Annotated in this window: 3 protein-coding genes; 1 reads left to right on the forward strand and 2 read right to left on the reverse strand. The window is 51.9% G+C overall.

Going from position 1 to position 3,469, the window contains the following annotated elements; translation table 11 throughout:
* Window positions 1-175: 175 nt before the first annotated feature.
* Together R6U41_RS02545 and R6U41_RS02550 are read right to left on the reverse strand one after the other, a co-directional pair.
* Window positions 176-2,047, reverse strand: coding sequence for a bifunctional serine/threonine-protein kinase/formylglycine-generating enzyme family protein (locus R6U41_RS02545; RefSeq protein WP_410268262.1), 1,872 nt, complete (start codon window positions 2,045-2,047; stop codon window positions 176-178).
* A gap of 2 nt (window positions 2,048-2,049) precedes the next feature.
* The gene (locus R6U41_RS02550) at window positions 2,050-2,379 is read right to left on the reverse strand and encodes a hypothetical protein (protein ID WP_410268263.1); all 330 of its coding nucleotides are present in this window, start codon (window positions 2,377-2,379) and stop codon (window positions 2,050-2,052) included.
* 305 nt (window positions 2,380-2,684) lie between these two features.
* Here R6U41_RS02550 and R6U41_RS02555 point away from each other — a divergent pair, with 305 nt between their 5' ends.
* Complete coding sequence (locus tag R6U41_RS02555; RefSeq protein ID WP_410268264.1) at window positions 2,685-3,464, forward strand: enoyl-CoA hydratase; 780 nt, start codon at window positions 2,685-2,687, stop codon at window positions 3,462-3,464.
* Window positions 3,465-3,469 lie beyond the last annotated feature (5 nt).

Below are 3,469 nucleotides of genomic sequence, written 5' to 3' on the forward strand. Positions count from 1 at the left end.
AATGACAATTTGGGCGGCAATCTCCCCGCCGGCTTCACCACCCATGCCGTCGGCTACAGCGAGCACAACCGCCTGGCTGCCGGGCAGGGGGTGGATAAGAAACCGGTCTTCATTTGAGCTTCGTTTATGTCCCGCGTGGGACTGCCCCCAGACAGTTTCTCGCCGCACATCCATATTACTGCTCCTTTGGCGGCAGTTTGGCCACGGTCCTGAATCCCACCCTTGCATAGGCCTCCCAGGCCTGACGCTCCAGATAGCCCTGTTGGCTTTCCAGTTCACCAAGTCCACCGTGAATATGGAATTCAACCTCCTGCTCATTGGGCCTGTGTATGGTCCATTCATTCACGTTTCGGCCAAGCCCTGAAATGCCGAGCCGGTTGCTTTCAAATGCGGCAACATGTCTGATCCGATTGTCCATGAGCGGCGTCGAACCCTGCAGGGTCTCTTTCGGATCCAAACCTTCCTGCCCCGGATCATCTGAAAGGGTTTTGTCGCCTCCGGCCTGGACCGCAAGCCACCACTGGGCCATTGTCGGCAATGTCCGTCCATAGTACTTGGCATAGGCCATGGCCCCGGTGGGAGTGACGCGTACAACCGGATTTGAAGCCGCCCCCGGTTTTATCTTCCACTTTCCATCCCTGTAGACAATAGGTTCGTAGCCTTCCAGCACTTCTCCCAGCAGAAGCCATATTTGTCCGTCTCTGCGAACGGTGTTGTCCTTGACCACCAGCCCCTGAACATTTTGCAGAAACTCAACATACATGTGGTTTGTGATTTTTGTTTCATCCATGTAAAAATCCGGCACAAATTCGGCGTTCACCATCTGTTTACGATCAGGGGCGTCCGGCTGATCCATAGCAACCATGGCCTCCCCGCCGGGAACCAGACGAAGGGTCATTCCGTCGCTTCCCAATATTTCCTCCGGCAGTGAGTCCCCGATTGCAACCTCTGGCAAATAGGAATAAGGGCTTGATTTGAAATCAAATTCATGATTCTCAGATGAAACCACGATTGCCCTTCTGTTTTGAGCACCTGTTGGGGTATTGGATTCCATATTGACCAGATGGATGCCAAAAGACGCGGCCAGGACAAAAATCACGGCACCGGCAATTCCGACTGTGACAAGAAGTTGCTTTTTATGTTTTCTGCTGGCCGACAGGGAATCGGCATAATCGGACTCCTGGATAATGTCAATGAGCTGTTCCCGCAGGGCTTTGACAGAAGCCGTCCGGTGGGTTCGATCCTTGGCTGTTGCATTCTGAATGACCCTGTCGAGTCGAACCATCAACTTGGTTGACGGCGAACTCAGGTGAACGGCTGTAAACGGCTTGGTATGCTCCTTCATTTTACCGTCAATGGCCTCGTACAGGATTTTACCCAGGGGATAGATATCGGTTCTTGCATCGGTTGTGCCCAGATCAAGGAACTGTTCTTCCGGCATATAGGGAACAGTCCCGAGAATGTGGTAGCTGCAGGTAATATCGTCGAGCTGATGCCCGCCGGCCAGGCCGAAATCCGCTATTTTGGGAATATCGTTGTCGATGAGCACGTTTTCAGGCTTCAGATCCCTGTGCAAAACGCCCAACGCATGCACGGCCTCCATTCCATGGAGCACAGGCAGAAAATACTTGTTGATCCACACCACAGCGGCGTGTTCATCCTGCCGGAATCCTTTAATCAGCATGGTCTGGCGCAATGTCGGACCCGGAACATACTCCATGACAATGTAGTCCAGGGCTTTGCCGTCCATCTGAATCTGGTCGAAATCATATACCTGCAAAACATTTGGATGGCGTATCCGGCCCATGACCTGGACTTCGCGCCGGAACCGCTGGAGCTCGGAATCGTATTCCTCCTGCCTGCCCTCCAGGCTTTCCAGAAACTCCTTGGACATGACTTTCAGGGCCACCTGACGATTCAGGTTGCGCTGTCTGACCAGATATACCTCGCCTTTGCCTCCCCTGGCGATGAGCTCGAGGATCTCCCATTTTCCGGCCACCACCTGGCCTTCTTGCAGAATCTGATTCTGCCCCGCACAGGTGTTCATTGCTATTGACCGATGAGCTGGACGGTTCCGGTCTGTTTGTCCACCAGAAGCTGCTGCATCGGGCTGCCGTCGAGGCGAATGATTTTGGCCAGGTAATAACGCCCCTGGTTTTCAAGTGCATCAATATTGTATTGTTCCGCGACCGCGTCGCCCAGCTCGTTTTCAATGACAATCCTGGCGGTGCCGGTGCTCATGCCGTCAAACAATTCCCGGACGATTTTCTTTTCAGAGGATTTAAGCTCTGCTTCTTTGCTTTTCCCCGGTTCATCGGTGTCCTGGGAGTCTTTGTAGGCACTTTCCAGAAATCTGAAAATCAATTCTTTAACATTCATTATAAAACCCCATTTTTTCGGTTTTGACAAAAAGTAAACGTGTTTCCGGTCTTGTGCAAATCAACAACAAAAGTCGGGGTTCAACAAAGGCATGTGACTGCGAAGTTGGAGGTTTCAACAGAAAGGATCTTCAGGGACATCAAATCTGAGGATGCCAAAATCACATAACCCGCACACAAGATAAAGGGGCAATACAAACTTTACACCCGGTGGGGTTTTGATATATATTGAAAAACAAATCCCTAAACCTGAGTCCGATTTTTTCCACCGTTCCCAGGCAGTCGTCCAAGATAAGGAGTCCTGTTATGAATTACGAAAAGATCCGTTTTAATGTAAAGGATGCTGTTGCGTTTCTGACCCTGGCCAACCCGGAAAAGATCAATGCGCTGTCCGGACAAATGATTCAGGAGATCATCCACGCCCTTGGGCAGGTCTCTGCAGATGAATCCGTAAAAGTCGTCATTATCCGGGCTGAAGGCAAAAATTTCTGTGCCGGCCATTATTTGCCCGAACTGCTAAACGGGGGTGTAAAATCATACAAATGGGTTTTTGATGAGTGCACCCGGATGATGCAGTTGATTCACGATCTGCCCCAGCCTGTGATTGCACAGGTTCAGGGCATCGCCACCGCGGCCGGATGCCAGCTTGCAGCCTGGTGTGATATGGTCATGGCCAGCGAAGATGCAAGCTTTGCCACGCCCGGCGTGAAAATCGGGCTTTTCTGTACCACACCGGCGGTTTCCGTTTCCCGGGCCATCGGGAGAAAAGCCGCCATGGAGATGCTGTTGACCGGCCGTTCTTTCCCGGCTGAAGAGGCCAAACAGCTCGGGCTGGTCAATCGGGTGGTGCCTTTAAGCGAACTTGCTCAGGAAACGGAAAAGCTGGCGGCCCAAATTGCAGAAGCAAGCCGGTTTACTTTAAGCATCGGCAAACAGGGCTTTTATTCCCAGGTGGATCAGGAAGATGACAAGGCGCTTGATTTTGCCAAGCACACCATTGTCATGAACTGCATGGCCGAGGATGCACAAAACGGCATTCGGGCGTTTGTTGAGAAACAGCCCCCGGTGGAATGGAAAAACCGCTGATCTGT

The sequence above is a fragment of the Desulfosalsimonas sp. genome (genome assembly GCF_046483245.1).
Lineage (GTDB): Bacteria > Desulfobacterota > Desulfobacteria > Desulfobacterales > Desulfosalsimonadaceae > Desulfosalsimonas.